This is a genomic window from Poseidonocella sp. HB161398, assembly GCF_005870025.1.
Taxonomy (GTDB): Bacteria; Pseudomonadota; Alphaproteobacteria; order Rhodobacterales; family Rhodobacteraceae; genus Mangrovicoccus.
In genome coordinates this window covers 85,883-100,083 of the sequence record NZ_VATA01000012.1, presented here as the reverse complement: position 1 = coordinate 100,083, position 14,201 = coordinate 85,883, and the positions used below count along the sequence as shown (strand labels likewise).

Genomic DNA, 14,201 nt, shown 5'->3' with positions numbered 1-14,201 from the left:
GGTCAGCCTTTCACCGCGCCCGCCGCGATGCCGCGGACGAACCAGCGGCCGGAGAGCAGGTAGATGGCCAGCGGCACGAGCGCGGTCAGCAGCGTGGCGGCCATGTGGACATTGTAGGGGCGCTCGCCCATGCGGGTATTGACGAGGCCGATGAGCTGGACGGTCATCGGCTGGTGATCGCGCCCGGCGAAGATCAGCCCGAAGAGGTAGTCGTTCCAGATCCCCGTCGCCTGCAGGATCACCGCCACGACGATGATCGGCGTCGACATCGGCAGGATGACCGAGCCGAGGATGCGCCAGAACCCGGCCCCGTCGACGCGGGCGGCGTTCATCAGGTCGGCCGGGATGCCGGAATAGTAGTTGCGGAAGATCAGCGTGGTCACCGGCATGCCGAAGATCACGTGGACGATGACGACCCCCGCCAGCGAATTGCTGAGCCCGGCGGAGGCGAAGGACAGCGCCAGCGGGTAGATGAAGAGCTGGTAGGGGATGAAGGCGCCGACCAGCATGATGGCGAACATCGCCTCGGCATAGCGCGCCCGCCAGAGCGCCAGCGCATAGCCGTTCACCGCGCCGATCGCCACCGACAGGACCACGCTGGGCACGGTGATGACGACGGAATTCCAGAACCCGGTGCGCAGCCCCTCGCAGACCCGCCCCGAGCAGGCATGCAGCCAGGCCTCGGCCCAGGGCGCGAAGGTCAGCGCCTTGGGCAGCGCGAAGATCGAGCTGTCGCGCACCTCCGGCATGGTCTTCAGCGAGGTGACCAGCATCACGTAGAGCGGCAGCAGGAAGAAGACCCCGGTCAGGGCGACGAAAAGCCAGAGCCCCGCCCGGCCGATGAGACGGCTACGGTCCATGCCGCTCAGCCCCTGCCCCGAATCGTTAAAACGTTTTCATTGTACAGCACGGCAGATCGTGAATTTACTGGCATTTCTTCGCATTCCCTGGGGTTTTTCGATGGAGGACTGCAGCCTCGTTATTAAAACGTTTGCATCCCGTTGCCGATCTGTCAATACTCCTGACAGATTTCCAGTGCGGAGAGCAGATTTGGCCGGCAGACCCATCAGGGCCGTCACCATCGCGGATGTCGCGCGCCTTGCGGGCGTGTCGAACGGGACGGTGTCGCGCTTCAACCACGAACCCGACCGCGTCAGCCCCGCGACGCGCGAGAAGATCCGCGCCGCCATCGACGAGCTCGGCTACGCTCCGAACCTGCTCGCCCGCAGCTTCCGCATCGGCCATACCGGCATCATCCTCGTGCTGACCGCCTGGATCGGCGACCCGTTCTACGGCGAGGTGATCTCGGGCATCGGCCGGGTGGCGCGGGCGCGCGGCTATACCGTGCGGATCGAGGAGCTCGACGACGCGCCGCTCTCGGCCGGCGATCTGGGCAGCTTCGTCAGCTCGCGCCAGGCCGACGGGATCGTGGTGCTGGGCAGCCCCTGGCCGTTCCGCCAGCCCGAGGCCGAGCGCGGCGCGGGCAGCCATGCCATCGTCATCTGCGGCGAGACCTCGGATCCCGAGCTGGCGCGCTATCCCCGCTTCCAGATCGACGGCCGCGCCGCCGCGCAGGAGCTGGCACGCTATCTCGCCGGGCTCGGCCATGCCCGGATCGGCTTCATCGGCGTCGCCGCCTCCACCGTGCCGCTGCGCGAGCGCGAGCAGGGCTACCTGGAGGGCATGGCCGCCGCCGGGCTCGCCGTCGCGCCGGACTGGATCGCCGATGGCGGCATCACCATGGAGGATGCCCGCCGCGCCGCCCGCGCGCTGCTCAACGCCGCCACGCGGCCGACCGCCGTAATCTGCGCCACCGACGAGATCGCCCTGGCCGCCATGGCCGAGATCCGCGATGCCGGGCTGTCCATTCCCGGCGATGTCAGCGTGGCGGGCTTCGACGACACCCGCTATGCCGCCGTCTCCGAGCCGCCGCTGACCACCATCGCCCAGCCCGCCCAGCAGATCGGCGAGCGCGCGATGTACCGGCTCCTGAAGGAGATCGCGGGCGAGGCCGGCCCGGCCGGGGTGGAGCTCCTGCCCTACAAGATGGTGATCCGCCGCTCGACCGGCCGCCCCGCCTGAGCGGCCACCGCGCGCGCCCCTCCCGGACTGCGCGTGTCTCAACGCCGGAACCCGCGCGCCCCGGAGGCCGGGACGCTCTGCGACGCCGCCGGACCGATAGCTCCGGCAATCTCCCGCCGCCAGGCAGGACATGTCCGGGACCCCTGCAATGGCCGCCGATGCGGGCCCGGAAGGACGGCGGTGCCATTCTGCGCGTGGAGCGCCAGGGCCCTGCCCATGATGCTCTCGTCCCCGCGCAATGGCATCATGGCGTCTGCCTGCGGCGACAGCTGCGCGCGGCCGCGGGCGCTGGCTGTTCCGGTCAGCGCGGCGTCGAGGTCTCGGATTTCGCCAGCGCCAGGAAGGCCGCGACCGCGGGGCCGGGCGTGCAGCCGCGGGCGCGGGCGATGCCGACATCCGCCGTCGGCGCGGGCTCCTTCAGGTCGACCCGCACCACGCGCCGCCCCTCGAGCGACCAGGGCCGGTAGACCAGATCCGACAGGATCGTCACGCCGAGGTCATTGGCCACCATGCTGCGCACTGCCTCCAGCGTGTGGCAGCGGAAGAGGATCTGCGGCGCGAAGCCGTGGCGCTCCCAGTAGCGGCCGATCAGCCCGGCATGCTCCTCCATCGTCGGCAGGATGTAGTCGCCGCCAAGCTCGGCCAGCGACAGGCTGCCGCGGTCTGCCAGCGCCGAGCGGCTGGAGACCCAGAGCCGCCGCGGCGAGGAGATCAGCGGGTCGTAGTCGAGCCGCGGCGAGGGCGCGGCATTCGAGGTCAGCAGCATCACCAGGTCGAGCCGGTCCGAGCAGAGCGCCTCCTCGATCTCGGGATTGGCGACCTCGGCCACCTCGAGCGCGATCTTCGGGAAGGTCCGCCGCAGCTTGCGCCAGAGCGGCGGCAGCACATAGCCCGCGATCGTGTCGGTCACGCCCAGGCGCACCCGTCCCGCCACCTCGCCGGGAACGCCCGGGCCGATCTCGGTCGCGTCCTCGACGCTGCGCAGGATGGCGTGGCAATGGCGCAGGAAGCGCTCTCCCTCGGCGGTCAGCCGCATGCCGCGCGACTGGCGGATGAAGAGGCGGCAGCCCAGCATCTCTTCCAGCGACGCGATCGCGACGGTGATCGAGGATTGCGAGACATTGCAGGCAAGCGCCGCGCGCGACACCTGCCCGGCCTCGGCGGTGGCGACGAAATAGCGGACCTGCCGGAAGGAAAGCTCCATTCTGATTTTCCAATACCAGAGTTTAAAAATCAGAAATAGTAAAACCACGCCGCAGAGGCAAGATCGCCGCATCGACAGAGCCGGGACAAGCCGTGCCAAGCGGACCGCCGGCCGCATAGCAGCGAGGTAACGATCATGACTGACTTTTCCCCCGATTTCCGCCCCGGGCGGCGGCGCTTCCTGGCATCGGCCGCGGCGGCGGCGCTGGCCGCGGGCGCGCTCCCGCGGGGCGCGCTGGCCCAGGCGGGCCGCCTCGTCGTCTCCAACTGGGGCGGCGACTGGAACGACAATATCGTCGCCGCGCTGGAACGCCCGGCCTTCGGCGAGACCGGCCCCGAGATCGTGCACGATCTTGCGCCCGTGGCCGAGCGCAAGACCCGGCTTCTCGCCGAACGGCGGCTGCCGCGCAGCTCGGTCGATGTCAGCTGGCTCAGCGACAGCGACGCCTTCGAGATGGACCAGCAGGGCGTGCTCGAGGAGCTCGACTATTCCAGGCTGCCCAATGCCGCGGCGCTGCAGCAGAAGCTGACGGCGCCCTACTACATCCCGGCGATCTTCGGCGCGGTCTGCCTGCTCTACAACCCCGAGAAGATCTCCACGCCGCCGACCAGCTTCGCCGACCTCTGGAACCCCGCCTATGCCGGGCGGGTCGGGCTGATGGACCAGATCTACTTCAACTACATCTACGCCGCCTCGCTGGCCGCGGGCGGCACGATGAGCGATGTCGCGCCCGCCTTCGCCAAGCTGCTGGAGATGAAAGAGGCCGTGCAGCCGCGGATCTATCCCTCCCACCAGGCGCTGGCCGCGGCCTTCCAGTCCGGCGAGATCTGGATCTCGGCGAATTACAGCGCCCGCGGCCGCCAGTGGCAGGCGGACGGGCTGGCGCTGGAGCTGGCCTTCCCCGAGGAGGGCGGCATCGCCATCTCCTTCGGCGCCGGGATCCCGAAGAAGGCGGCGAACCGCGACGCGGCCTATGCCTATCTCGACGCGATGCTCGCCCCCGAGGCGATGGCCGGGATCGCCCGCGCCACGCATTACGCCGTCTCGACCACCGATGCCGCGCTGCGCCCCGAAGAGCGCGAGGCGCTGGCCTTTTCCGATGCCCAGGTCGAGGGGCTGAACTTCGTCGACTACGCCTACGCCGCCGAAAACGACTCCGAGTGGCTGGAATGGTGGAACCGGGAGTTCAAGGCGTGAGCCTCGCAAGCGACACCGCGCCGCCCGGATCCGTCCGGGCGCGCCTGCGTCCCGGGCCCTTCCCGGTGCTTCCCGTTCCGGCGCTGCTGCTCGTCGGGGTCGGGCTGATCCTGCCGCTGATCCTGATCGCCCGCTACAGCCTGGCGGAGTTCGACCCCGCCGATATCGCGCTGCAGGGGCTGACGCTGGAGAACTACGCGAAGTTCTTCGGCGATCCCTTCTACCGCGAGGTGCTCGGCCGCACGGTCGCGGTGGCGGCGGTCACCACGCTCTGCTGCCTCGCCCTGGGCATCCCGGCGGCCTATGCGATCAGCCGCAGCCCTTCGGCCGGGCGGCGCAGCCTGCTCCTGCTGCTGGCGATCGTGCCCCTGCTGATGGGCAATGCGGTGCGGGTCGTGGGCTGGATGGTGCTGCTCTCCGATGGCGGCGTGCTCAACACGCTGCTGATGGCCTCGGGCCTCCGGGAGGCGCCGCTGCGCATCCTCTACACCTCCACGGCCGTCATCGTCAGCCTCGTCGCCGTGCTCCTGCCCTTCATGGTGATCACCCTGCAGAGCGTCTTCGACCGCATCAATCCCGCCTTCGAGGAGGCCGCCGCGACGCTCGGCGCACCGCCCTGGACGGCCTTCTTCCGGGTCTTCGTGCCGCTGGCGATGCCGGGGATCTTCTCGGGCGGGCTCCTGGTCTTCATCCTGGGCATGAACGCCTATGCCAGCCCCGTCCTGCTCGGCGGGCCCGCCTTCCACATGATGGCGCCGATGGTCTACGAACAGGCGATCGAGGCCTTCAACTGGCCCTTCGCCTCGGCGCTGGCCTTCATCCTGATGGCCGCGACGCTGGTCCTGACGCTGCTTTCGGGCCGGGCGCTCGAGAAGCGCTACGGGAGGCTCTGAGATGCGCCCCTTCCCCCGTCTGGCCGACCGCTCCTTCCCGCTGGCGATGGGCACGCTCGCCATCGCCGCCTTCGCGCTTCTCGTGCTGCCATTGGCCACGGTCGCCTGGGTCAGCTTCTTCGAGGGCAAGATCATCAGCTTTCCGCCCTCGGGCTACACGCTCGACTGGTACCGCGCCGCCTGGGAGATGCCGCGCTTCCGCGACGGGCTGCAGACCAGCCTGCGGGTCGGGCTCGTGGCCACCGCCGTCAGCCTCGCCACCGGGGTGCCCGCCGCGCTGTTTCTCGCCCGCACCCGCTTTCCGGGCCGCGCGGCGATCCAGTCGGTGCTGCTCGGCCCGCTGATCGTGCCCGGCATCGTCGCGGGCGTGGCGCTCTACATGTTCATGATCGAGACCGAGATCGCCACCGGGCTGCAGACGGCGCAGACCTTCGGCGGGCTCTGCCTCGGCCACAGCCTGATCGCGCTGCCCTGGACGGTGCGGCTGGTCACCGCCCAGCTCGTCGGCATGGACCGCCAGGCCGAGGAGGCCGCCGCGGTGATGGGCGCCCGCCCGCTGACCGTCTTCTGGCGCGTCACCCTGCCCGCGATCCGCCCCGGCCTGGTGGCCGGCGGGCTCTTCTCCTTCGTCATTTCCTTCGTCGACCTGGAGAAGTCGCTGTTCCTGGTCGGCCCGGGCACCACCACCCTGCCGATCGCCATCATCAACTATCTCGAATGGAGCGTCGATCCGACCATCGCCGCCGTCGCCACGGCGCAGATCGCCGTGATCTCGGCGGTGATGATCGTCACCGACCGCTTCTTCAAGCTGACCCGCGCCTTCTGAGGAGCCCCGCCATGTCAAGCATCACCCTGCAGGCCCTGTCCAAGAGCTATGGCGGCACCGTCACCGTCGACCGGCTGGACCTGGACATGCGCGAGGCCGAGTTCCTCGCCTTCCTCGGCCCCTCGGGCTGCGGCAAGTCCACGACGCTCCGGATGATCGCCGGGCTCGCCATGCCCGATAGCGGCCGCATCCTCTTCGGCGAGCGCGACGTCACCCGGCTGCCGCCCTACCGGCGCAATGCCGGGCTGGTCTTCCAGGGATACGCGCTCTTTCCCAACATGACCGTCGCCGGGAATGTCGCTTTCGGGCTGCAGATGCGGCGCACCGGCAAGGCCGAGACCGAAGAGCGCGTGCGCCGCGCGCTGGAGCTGGTGCGGATGGCGCATCTGGCCGACCGGCTGCCGCGGCAGCTTTCGGGCGGGCAGCAGCAGCGCGTCGCGCTGGCCCGCGCGATCGTCTACAGCCCCGACGCGCTGCTGCTCGACGAGCCGCTCTCGGCGCTCGATGCCAAGCTGCGCGCCGAGGTGCGCAGCGAGCTGCGCCGGCTGCAGCAGGATCTTGCGCTGACCACGGTCTTCGTCACCCATGACCAGGACGAGGCGATCAGCGTCGCCGACCGCATCGCCGTGATGTCCGCGGGACGGATCGAGCAGGTCGGCCGGCCCGAGGAGATCTATGCAGCCCCGGCGAGCCTCTTCGTGGCCGAGTTCCTCGGCATGTCGAATTTCCTGCCGGGCGCAAGCGACGGGCCCGGCCGCTTCCGCCTCGCCTCGGGGCAGGTGCTGGGCTTCGGCCGCACCGGCGCGCGCGCCCGGGGCGCGACGCTGGCCGTGCGGCCCGAGAATATCCGCCTCTCCCGCGGCGCGCCCGCAGAGGCGCCCGGCGACTGCCAGGCGGTTGACGCGGTGGTCGAGGAGGTGCTCTACCGCGGCAGCCTGGTCGAGTACCGGCTCGATCTCGGCGGCACGCGGCTGACGGTGCACCGCCAGAACGGCGATCACGACCGGCCCGAGGCCTTCGCCCGCGGCGAGACCGTGACCGCCGCCTGGCGGGCGCGGTCGGCGATCCTGCTCTAGGACGGACCGAGGAACGATGACCCAGGACGACCAGGACGGCGCCTCCCCTTCCGGGCGGGACGTGCCGGGCTTCTGCACCTTCTGCCGCTCGCGCTGCGGCTCGCTCAGCCGGATCGAGAACGGCCGGCTGGTCTCGGTGCGCCCCGATCCCGAGCACCCGACCGGCCGCGCGCTCTGCCCCAAGGGCCGCGCCGCCCCCGAGATCGTGCATGGCGCGCGGCGGCTGGCGCGCCCGCTGCTGCGCACCCGGCCGAAGGGCGATCCCGATCCGGGCTTCCGCGAGATCGGCTGGGACGAGGCGCTGGACCTTGCCGCGGAGAAGCTGCGCCACTACGCCGCCGAGACCGGCCCGGAAAGCGTGGCCTTCTCCTTCGCCTCGCCGAGCGCCACCTCGATCTCGGACGCGATCGGCTGGCTGGAGCGCTTCGTCTGGCGCTATGGCAGCCCGAATATCAGCTACGCGACCGAGCTGTGCAACTGGCACAAGGACCATTGCCACGCCTATACGCTGGGCACCGGCATGCCCGCGCCGGACTATGCGCAGAGCAGGCTGGTCGTGCTCTGGGGCCACAATCCCGAGAAGACCTGGCTCGCCCAGGCAGGCGCCCTCGCCGCGGCGCGGGCGGCGGGCGCGACGCTTGCCGTGATCGACCCGCGGCGCACGCGCCTGGCCGCCGGGGCCGATCTGTGGCTGCAGCCGCGGCCGGGCAGCGACTGCGCGCTGGCGCTGGCGCTGATCCGCGAGCTGGTCGCGCAGGACGGCCATGACGCCGCCTTCGTCCGGCGCTGGAGCAACGGGCCCTTCCTGGTGCGCGACGACAACGGGATGCTCCTGCGCGCGGGCGAGATCGGGCTTTCCCCGGCGGGGGCCTTCGTCGGCTGGGACCGCGTCGCGGAGCGGCCGGTCGCGCTCGACACAAGGGGCGACATCGGCGCGGCGCTGGCCGGGCGGCTGGCGCTCGAGGGCCGCATGGAGCCTGCCCCGCACCTGCCCTGCCGCCCGGCCTTCGCGCATCTCCTCGAGGCGGCGGCGCCCTACACGCCCGAGCACGCGGCCGGGATCTGCTGGATGGCGCCCGAACGGATCCGCGGCCTTGCCGCCGCCATCGCCGCGGCCGGGAGCCGGGTGTCCTACTATGGCTGGAACGGCATCGGCCAGCACGCCAATGCCAGCCAGACCGACCGCGCCGTCGCGATCCTCTTCGCCCTGACCGGCCAGCACGACGCGCCGGGGGGCAATGTGCTCTGGCCCGCCGTGCCGATGGCCCCGGCCAGCGACTATGCCGCGCTGCCGCAGGAACAGGCGGCAAAGGCGCTCGGCCTCGCGGAGCGCCCGCTCGGGCCGTCGCGGAAGGGCTGGGTGACGGGGGCCGAGCTCTACCGCGCGATGCTCGAGGAAGAGCCCTACCGCATCCGCGCGCTGGTGAGCTTCGGCACCAATATCCTCGCCTCCCAGCCCGATCCCGAGCGCGGGCGCAGGGCGCTTGAGGGGCTCGATTTCCACATCCATTGCGATCCCTTCGCCAACCCGTCCTCGGCCCATGCCGACCTCGTCCTGCCTGTCGATACCGCCTGGGAGCGCGACGGGCTGCGCGCGGGGTTCGAGATCTCGCAGGCGGCGCAGGAGCTGGTGCAGCTGCGCCCGGCCATGGTCCCGCCCCAGGGCGGCGCGCGGTCGGATTTCGACATCGTTGCCGGGCTGGCGGAGCGGCTGGGCTTCGGCGCGGCGTTCCATCACGGCGACTGGGAGGCGGCGATGAACGAGATGCTGGCCCCCTCGGGGCTGGACACCGCGGCCCTGCGCGCCGCGCCGCGGGGGATCCGCCGCCCGCTCGGGCACCGGTTCCGCAAATTCGCGCAGCCCGTGCGGGACGGCGTGCAGGGCTTCGCCACGCCGAGCCGCCGGATCGAGATCTATTCCGAGACCTTCCGCCGCCATGGCCAGCCGCCGGTGCCCGCGGCCGATCCGGCAATGGCGCCCGACCCGGCGCATCCGCTGGTGCTGACCACGGCGAAGAACGGCTATTACTGCCACACCCAGCACCGCGGCATTGCCGGGCTGCGCCGCAAGGCGCCGCAGCCAGTCGTGGATCTGCATCCCGGAACCGCGGCATCGCGCGGCATCGCGGAGGGCGATGCGGTGGAGATCTGCCGCGAGGGGCGCCGCATCGCCATGGTGGCGCATCTCGATCCGGGGCTGCATCCGGGGGTCGTCGTTGCCGAGAACGGCTGGTGGGAGGCGGCCCCCGATCTGGGCCTGCCGGGCTACGCGATCGGCGGGGCGGCGGATGCGAGCTACAACTCGCTGGCCCGGAGCCTGCCGGTCGACCCGGTCAGCGGCGCGCCGGCGCTGCGCTCGATGACCTGCGACATCCGCAAGGCGGAGGGGGAGGCCCCGGCTCGGTGGCCGGGGCAGCGCGGGCTCGTGCTCGCGGCGCGGCGCGAAGAGGCGCCGGGGGTGGTCTCGCTGGAGCTGGCGCGCGCCGATGGCGGGCCGCTGCCGGGCGCGCTGCCGGGGCAGTTCATCGCGCTCCGCCCGCCGGGCGAGACGCGGGAGCGCAGCTATTCGCTGACCGGTCCGGCCGGACCCGCGCCCCGGAGCTACCGCGTCGCCATCAGGCGGCAGGCGGGCGGCGCTCTGTCGGGGCGGCTGAGCGATCTGCCGCTCGGCAGCGAGATCGCCACGGGCAGCCCTGCCGGGCGCTTCACGCTGCCGGGCGCGAACGAATTCCCGCTGGTGCTGGCCGCCGCCGGGATCGGGATCACGCCGTTTCTGGGGCTGCTCGAGACGCTGGCGGCGTCAGGCGAACCGGGGCCCGAGATCCACCTGCTCTACGGGCTGCGCGACGGCAGCCGCCATCCGTTCCGCGACCGGCTGGACGAGCTTGCCCTGCAGCTGCCGCGGCTGAGGCTGCGCACCTTCTTCAGCCGGCCGCGTCCGCAGGAACCCGCGCCGCACGAGAGCGGGCGGATCGGGCCGGAGCATGTCGATGCGGCGCTGATCGCGCGGCGCGCGCGGGTCTATCTCTGCGGGCCGGGGCCGATGCTGGCCGCCTTCCGCACCGGGCTGGTCCGCCGTGGCGTGCCGGATTTCGAGATCTTCCACGAGGCCTTCGCCGCGACGCCCGCGACGCCCCCGGCCTCGGCCGGACCGGCCGAGGTGGTGCTGGCGAGAAGCGGCGTCACGCTGGCCTGGCGGCCGGGCGACGGGCCGCTTCTCGATCTCGCCGAGACGGCGGGGCTGGCGCTGCCCTCGGGCTGCCGCACCGGACAGTGCGAGAGCTGCGCCGTCCCGGTGATCTCGGGCGAGGCCGGGCATTTCGCCGGGGCCGAAGAGGCCGGGCCGGAGCGCTGCCTCCTCTGCCAGGCCTATCCGCTCGGCCGGCTGGTGCTCGATGCCTGAGGGCGGGCTCAGCCCGCCTTCACGATCTCGCCGCCCTTGACGATCACCGGGATGCGGTCGCCCTGGCCGGAGAGCACCGAGAGATCCTCGAGCGGGTTGCCGTCGACCAGGATCGCGTCGCCGAAGGCGCCCGGCGCCAGCGTGCCGATCCTGCCCTCCATCCGCAGCAGTTTCGCCGCGACGGTCGTGGCCGAGGCGATGACGGTCTGCGCGGGCAGGACCCGGCCGCGGATCTCGAACTCGCCCGACTGGTGGGGCTGCATGCCGCCGAGGAGGTCGGAGCCATAGGCCATGGGCAGCCCCGCCTCGGCCATGATCGCCAGCGATTCCATGCCCTTGAGGCGGACGTCGTCGACCTTGGCGACGGAGGCGGCCGGCAGGCCCATCGCCTCGCCCTCGCTCGAGAGCTTGTCATAGGTGACCAGCGTCGGGCAGGCGATGCAGCCCGCCGCGGCGGCGAGCCTGGCGGTCTCGGGCTCGATCAGGTTGCAGTGCTCCAGCGAGTGGATGCCGCATTCGACGGCGCGGCGGATCGCCTTGTCGGTATAGAGATGCGCGGCGACATAGCTGCCGGCATTCTCGGCCTCCTCGACCATGGCGATCAGCTCCTCGCGGGCGAAGCCGAGGAAATGGATCGGATCCGAGGGCGAGGAGACGCCGCCATTGGCCATGACCTTGAGGAAGTCGGTGCCGGTGCGGAACTGCTCGCGCGCGGCGCGGCGCACGGCCGGAACGCCGTCGCAGATGATCCCCATCGAGCCCAGGGGCACGTTGCGCTCGGGCGTGGGCGTCTCGTCGATCGGGCCGCGCTGGTCGGTATGGCCGCCGGTCTGGGACAGCGCCTTGCCGCAGATGTTCAGCCGGGGCAGCGGCACGGGCGACTCCGCCGCCGCCATGCGCAGCGCCGCGGTGGCGCCGCCGAGGTCGCGCACGGTGGTGAAGCCGCGCATCAGCATGGCGTTCATCAGCTTCAGCGAGCGGATCGCGACGATCGTGTCGGGCAGCGCGGCATTGGCCTTGAGGTCGGCGGTGACGGCGATGACATGGACATGGGCATCGGTCAGCCCGGGCATGACATAGCGCCCGGCAGCGTCGATCTCGGTCGCGCCCGGCGCGGAGAGGCCGCTTCCGGTCTCCTGCACCAGCCCGTCGGCGATGCGGATGTCGGTGGCGTCCTGGGGACGGTCGGTCGTGCCGTCGATGATCCGCGCATTGCGGATGAGAAGGTCGGTCATGTCAGTCTTCCGGGGTTGCAAGGGGGGCCGCCCCGGCGCCCTGGCGGGCGGCGAGGAAGGCCGGGATCGCGAGCGGCGCGAAGGGACGCGCCGCCTCGAGATGGGTCTCGGTGTAGCGGTGCTCGGCATCGAGCAGGTTCATCGTGCCGATCACCTGGCCGTCATAGACCACGGGCAGGTTGATGCAGCAGCCGCAGCCGAGGCTGGCGATCAGCGCGTGGTCGAAGAAGGCCCATTCGATGTCCTTCATCGTCCGGCCGAGCCAGGGCTTCTGCGCATGCAGCACGTGATCGCCCCAGGGGGTGCGGCTCATCGGCTTGCGGCCCGAGACAGGATAGGCCTCCGGGTCGCTCGAATGGATGCGCGCGACCTCCTGGCCGTCGACGAAGAGCAGCGTGAAGAGGCGGAAGCCGACCACCTCGGACAGGCGCGCCCCGAGCGCGTCAAACAGGGCGGCCGGCTGGCCGGGATCGGCGAGGCGGGGCAGGAGCGTGGCGGGCATGTCGGGTCCTTACGGCTGGGAACGGGGCGCCGGGCGGATGCGCTCGGGCAGGATGCCCTGGGGCCTCAGATGCAGCACCAGGAGGAAGGCGAGGCCGACGAGCATCTCGCGGCTGGCCGCGACCTGCCCCGAGCTGAGCCCGGGCAGCAGATGGCCGAGAAAGCGCGTGCCCTCGAGGAAGAGGATGACGAGGAAGGCGCCGAGGAAGGCGCCCGCGGGTCGCCCCACCCCGCCCGAGGTGACGGCGAGGAAGATGTAGATGGTCAGGAGCGGCTGGAAATGGTCGGGCGAGATGTAGCTCTGGTAATGGGCGTAGAGCGCGCCGGCGAGCCCCGCGATCCCGGCCGAGCAGGCGAAGGCGATCAGCTTGACCCGCATCGCGTTCTTGCCCGCGAAGCCCGCGAGGTCCTGGTCCTCGCGGATCGCCTTGAGCACCCGGCCGAAGGGCGAGAGGTCAAGCCTTCGCAGCAGGAAGAAGACCGCGCCGAGGATGGCCAGCACGAGGCAGAGGTAGAAGACCGCGAAGCCCTGCGGCCCGAGCACGGATTTCAGCGGCGCCGGGATGCCGGGCAGCCCGTCGGTGCCGTTGGTCAGCCAGCGCTCGTTCATCGCGACCAGCCGCACGACCTCGGCGAAGCCCAGCGTGACGATGGCCAGGTAGTCGCCGCGCAGCCGCACCGTCGCCCAGGTCGCGCCGATCCCGGTCGCCGCGCCGACCACGCAGGCGGCGAGGATCGCCAGCGGCACCGGCACGCCCGCCAGCGACAGGATCGCCGAGGCATAGGCGCCGACCGCGAAGAACCCCGCGAGGCCCAGATTGACCATGCCTGCCCCGCCCCAGATCAGGTTGAGGCTGAGCGCCAGCAGGCCGTAGATCCCGGCCGTGGTCAGCGAGAAGATGACATAGGAGAGCATCACGCGGCCCTTTCGCCGAAGAGCCCGCCGGGGCGGAAGGAGAGGACCAGCAGGATCGTCAGGAAGCCCACGGCCGAGCGGTAGGTGGCGGGGATCACCAGCAGCGACAGCTCCTCGCCGATGCCGATCAGGATGGCGCCGGCCACCGCGCCGGGGATCGAGCCGAGCCCGCCCAGGACGGCCGCCGCGAAGATCGGCAGCAGCAGCCGGCTGCCCGACATCGGGTCGATCGCGCTGTCGAGCCCGAGAAGCGCGCCGCCCACCCCGGTCAGCCCGGTGCCGAGCGCCACGGTCGCCATGGCGATGCGCCGCGGCTCCATCCCGAAGAGCCGGGCAAGATCGGGATTGTCCGCGACCGCCCGCATTGCCTTGCCGTAGCGGGTGAAGCGCAGGAAGGCGAAGACCGCGGCCATGATCGCCAGCGCGATCCCCGCCGTCTGCAGCTGCTGCGGCCCGACCCGCAGCCCCCAGAAGCGCCAGTCGCGCATCAGCGGAAGGTCGAAGGCGCGCAGGTCGTTGCCGAAGCCGAAGCGCAGCATGTTCTCCAGGATGATCCCCACCGCGATCGAGGCGATGGCGACGGTCAGCGCCCCCGAGGGGCGCAGCCGCGACAGCGCCGCCTGCTCGATCGCCAGCCCCGCCGCCGCGACCAGGACGAAGGCCCCGGCCATCGACGGCAGCACCGGCCAGCCGGCATGGGTGTTCAGCATCCAGGCCGCGAAGGCGCCGGTCGTCGCCAGCGAGCCGATGGCGAAATTGACATAGCGCAGCACGGCGAAGATCGCGGTCAGCCCCATCGCCGGAATGGCGATCAGCGCCCCGGTCAGCACCCCGTTGATCACGGCCTGGAAGATATCGGTCATCGGTC

12 protein-coding genes are annotated in these 14,201 nt (G+C 71.4%); 6 read left to right on the top strand and 6 right to left on the bottom strand.

From position 1 onward, the window contains the following. Positions 1 to 2 precede the first annotated feature (2 nt). On the bottom strand, positions 3 to 860 hold the full coding sequence (locus FGX59_RS11820) for a carbohydrate ABC transporter permease (RefSeq protein WP_138466734.1): 858 nt from the start codon (positions 858 to 860) through the stop codon (positions 3 to 5). Positions 861 to 1,050: 190 nt separating this feature from the next. Between FGX59_RS11820 and FGX59_RS11815 the strand changes: the two genes are divergently transcribed. Further along, a complete protein-coding gene (locus FGX59_RS11815; RefSeq protein ID WP_171060616.1) occupies positions 1,051 to 2,082 on the top strand; it encodes a LacI family DNA-binding transcriptional regulator in 1,032 nt (343 codons plus the stop codon). A gap of 301 nt (positions 2,083 to 2,383) precedes the next feature. Here the strand turns inward: FGX59_RS11815 and FGX59_RS11810 are convergent, their stop codons facing one another. After that, positions 2,384 to 3,286, bottom strand: coding sequence for a LysR family transcriptional regulator (locus FGX59_RS11810; RefSeq protein ID WP_171060615.1), 903 nt, complete (start codon positions 3,284 to 3,286; stop codon positions 2,384 to 2,386). A gap of 135 nt (positions 3,287 to 3,421) precedes the next feature. Here FGX59_RS11810 and FGX59_RS11805 point away from each other — a divergent pair, with 135 nt between their 5' ends. Genes FGX59_RS11805 through FGX59_RS11785 form a run of 5 tightly spaced genes read left to right on the top strand, consistent with a single transcriptional unit; the run spans position 3,422 to position 10,681 of the window. Then, positions 3,422 to 4,483, top strand: a complete 1,062-nt coding sequence (locus FGX59_RS11805; RefSeq protein WP_138466731.1) for a PotD/PotF family extracellular solute-binding protein — start codon at positions 3,422 to 3,424, stop codon at positions 4,481 to 4,483. Then, positions 4,480 to 5,376, top strand: coding sequence for an ABC transporter permease (locus FGX59_RS11800; RefSeq protein ID WP_206078345.1), 897 nt, complete (start codon positions 4,480 to 4,482; stop codon positions 5,374 to 5,376). Before FGX59_RS11805 ends, FGX59_RS11800 begins: the two co-directional genes overlap by 4 nt. Before the next feature lies 1 nt (position 5,377). Further along, positions 5,378 to 6,202 (top strand): ABC transporter permease, encoded by an 825-nt coding sequence (locus FGX59_RS11795; protein ID WP_240722405.1) that lies wholly within the window; start codon positions 5,378 to 5,380, stop codon positions 6,200 to 6,202. 11 nt (positions 6,203 to 6,213) lie between these two features. After that, on the top strand, positions 6,214 to 7,278 hold the full coding sequence (locus tag FGX59_RS11790; RefSeq protein ID WP_138466729.1) for an ABC transporter ATP-binding protein: 1,065 nt from the start codon (positions 6,214 to 6,216) through the stop codon (positions 7,276 to 7,278). 16 nt (positions 7,279 to 7,294) lie between these two features. Next, positions 7,295 to 10,681, top strand: a complete 3,387-nt coding sequence (locus tag FGX59_RS11785) for a molybdopterin-dependent oxidoreductase (protein WP_138466728.1) — start codon at positions 7,295 to 7,297, stop codon at positions 10,679 to 10,681. 8 nt (positions 10,682 to 10,689) lie between these two features. Here FGX59_RS11785 and FGX59_RS11780 read toward each other — a convergent pair whose 3' ends face one another. Genes FGX59_RS11780 through FGX59_RS11765 form a run of 4 tightly spaced genes read right to left on the bottom strand, consistent with a single transcriptional unit; the run spans position 10,690 to position 14,196 of the window. Next, positions 10,690 to 11,916 carry an amidohydrolase family protein gene (locus FGX59_RS11780; protein ID WP_138466727.1) on the bottom strand — a complete coding sequence of 409 codons (1,227 nt, stop codon included), beginning with the start codon at positions 11,914 to 11,916 and terminating at the stop codon, positions 10,690 to 10,692. A gap of 1 nt (position 11,917) precedes the next feature. Beyond that, a complete protein-coding gene (locus FGX59_RS11775; protein WP_138466726.1) occupies positions 11,918 to 12,418 on the bottom strand; it encodes a GAF domain-containing protein in 501 nt (166 codons plus the stop codon). A 9-nt stretch (positions 12,419 to 12,427) separates the two neighbouring features. Continuing rightward, positions 12,428 to 13,333 carry a branched-chain amino acid ABC transporter permease gene (locus tag FGX59_RS11770; RefSeq protein ID WP_138466725.1) on the bottom strand — a complete coding sequence of 302 codons (906 nt, stop codon included), beginning with the start codon at positions 13,331 to 13,333 and terminating at the stop codon, positions 12,428 to 12,430. Further along, positions 13,333 to 14,196: a branched-chain amino acid ABC transporter permease gene (locus tag FGX59_RS11765; protein WP_138466724.1), complete on the bottom strand. Its 864-nt coding sequence runs from the start codon at positions 14,194 to 14,196 to the stop codon at positions 13,333 to 13,335. The genes FGX59_RS11770 and FGX59_RS11765 overlap by 1 nt, the downstream gene beginning before the upstream one ends. Positions 14,197 to 14,201 lie beyond the last annotated feature (5 nt).

What these genes read in the sequence shown, in the direction of transcription:
- FGX59_RS11820 (WP_138466734.1), bottom strand. Translation starts at nt 860, where the DNA reads ATGGACCGTAGCCGTCTCATCGGCCGGGCGGGGCTCTGGCTTTTCGTC.
- FGX59_RS11765 (WP_138466724.1), bottom strand. Translation starts at nt 14,196, where the DNA reads ATGACCGATATCTTCCAGGCCGTGATCAACGGGGTGCTGACCGGGGCG.
- FGX59_RS11805 (WP_138466731.1), top strand. Translation starts at nt 3,422, where the DNA reads ATGACTGACTTTTCCCCCGATTTCCGCCCCGGGCGGCGGCGCTTCCTG.
- FGX59_RS11785 (WP_138466728.1), top strand. Translation starts at nt 7,295, where the DNA reads ATGACCCAGGACGACCAGGACGGCGCCTCCCCTTCCGGGCGGGACGTG.
- FGX59_RS11775 (WP_138466726.1), bottom strand. Translation starts at nt 12,418, where the DNA reads ATGCCCGCCACGCTCCTGCCCCGCCTCGCCGATCCCGGCCAGCCGGCC.
- FGX59_RS11780 (WP_138466727.1), bottom strand. Translation starts at nt 11,916, where the DNA reads ATGACCGACCTTCTCATCCGCAATGCGCGGATCATCGACGGCACGACC.
- FGX59_RS11790 (WP_138466729.1), top strand. Translation starts at nt 6,214, where the DNA reads ATGTCAAGCATCACCCTGCAGGCCCTGTCCAAGAGCTATGGCGGCACC.
- FGX59_RS11795 (WP_240722405.1), top strand. Translation starts at nt 5,378, where the DNA reads ATGCGCCCCTTCCCCCGTCTGGCCGACCGCTCCTTCCCGCTGGCGATG.
- FGX59_RS11770 (WP_138466725.1), bottom strand. Translation starts at nt 13,333, where the DNA reads ATGCTCTCCTATGTCATCTTCTCGCTGACCACGGCCGGGATCTACGGC.
- FGX59_RS11810 (WP_171060615.1), bottom strand. Translation starts at nt 3,286, where the DNA reads ATGGAGCTTTCCTTCCGGCAGGTCCGCTATTTCGTCGCCACCGCCGAG.